The organism is Bradyrhizobium altum, from assembly GCF_020889705.1.
GTDB classification, from domain to species: domain Bacteria; phylum Pseudomonadota; class Alphaproteobacteria; order Rhizobiales; family Xanthobacteraceae; genus Bradyrhizobium; species Bradyrhizobium altum.
In genome coordinates, this window is record NZ_JACMYP010000562.1 from 1 (window position 1) to 1143 (window position 1143).

At 60.9% G+C, this 1143-nt stretch carries 2 protein-coding genes and 1 pseudogene; all 3 read right to left on the reverse strand.

Features of this window, described 5'->3' with window-relative positions:
• Positions 1-231: pseudogene (locus tag H8B02_RS49270) on the reverse strand (group II intron reverse transcriptase/maturase); the annotation flags it as partial.
• Between the two features lie 95 nt (positions 232-326).
• Positions 327-578: a hypothetical protein gene (locus H8B02_RS49275; protein WP_376711803.1), complete on the reverse strand. Its 252-nt coding sequence runs from the start codon at positions 576-578 to the stop codon at positions 327-329.
• A gap of 113 nt (positions 579-691) precedes the next feature.
• Positions 692-1143 (reverse strand): cupredoxin domain-containing protein (locus H8B02_RS47390; RefSeq protein WP_229172529.1); only part of this gene is annotated, 452 nt, incomplete at its 5' end.

Genomic DNA, 1143 nt, shown 5'->3' on the forward strand with positions numbered 1-1143 from the left:
CACGTAATGCAGGTAGACGTTGGCGAGCAGCGGTGAGATTACCGATCCCTGCCCCGTCCCCTTTCCACTGACCGTGACATCCCCGTTCTCCAGGACACCCGCCTTCAACCACTTCTGGATCAGGCGGATAATGCGCACATCGCCGATGCGGTGCTCCACGAATCGCACCAGCCAGTCTTTGCTGACTGAGTCGAAAAAGGAGGCCACATCTGCGTCAAAAATGAAGTTCACTCGCCTGCTCGTGATCCCGACGACCAGCGCATCCAGCGCCTTGTGCTGTCCCGCTTGGGTCGGAACCCGCAGCTGAACCCGAGGAAGTCTTCCTCCTAAATGGCGTTCAGCACAGCAGTGGTCGCTCTCTGGACGATCTTGTCCTCAAGTGCCGCAACTGCCAGCGGACGCTGTTTCCCATCCGCTTCGGTATGTACGCCCTGCGTGATGGCTGTGCCCGGTATGCTCCCGTGGTGAACCCGCTCGTGCAGATCAGTGAGGTTTCGGTCAAGGTCCGCTTCGTAGGTCGGCCACGTCAGTCCATCCACCCCGCAGACGGCATCGCGTTTGAGCGCGAAGAACGCCATTATGCGGTCGGCACGTCTCAGGCGCGCCGATAGCTGCCGCGGCGCCGACGGCATGGGTGGACAATCAATCAATAGCTTGAGCCGATGAAGGGCCGCTTGGATCCCGCCACGCATCAGCGGTGTTGCGCAGCAGGATCGTGAGCAGCCAGGGACGATCGATGCGCGATGATTTCGGCGACGATCTGGTTCGCCAGTGCGTCGATGGACTTACTCGCCTCGATCTTATTCACGACGAACTTCGCGGCCACAATATAAGGGTTCCAGCTTACCGCGCTGCCTTGCCCTTTAAGCCGGTAGTCCGTGCCAATCACGGCGAATGGAACATCTGGGCTCACTGCCAGGTTGGCGATCTCAACCGTGACCTCGGTGTTCGGGCCCTTTGGCGCGGTGTCCAGGAACGGCAGTTTCAGAAGAGGGTCCCTCGAGTCCAACGCGTAGAACACGCCATTGACGAGCCATCCTGCCGAAGGCGGCGATGCATCGGCCGGAAGGTAGCGCGCCGGGCTGCCTTGGGCGTTCAATTCCCGTACGATCGCCCGCGACAAGGCCGAGGCGCTCTGATCGG

Bases quoted from the DNA above. Each gene is read 5' to 3' on its own strand.
- H8B02_RS49275 (WP_376711803.1), bottom strand. From the start codon at position 578: ATGGCGTTCTTCGCGCTCAAACGCGATGCCGTCTGCGGGGTGGATGGA.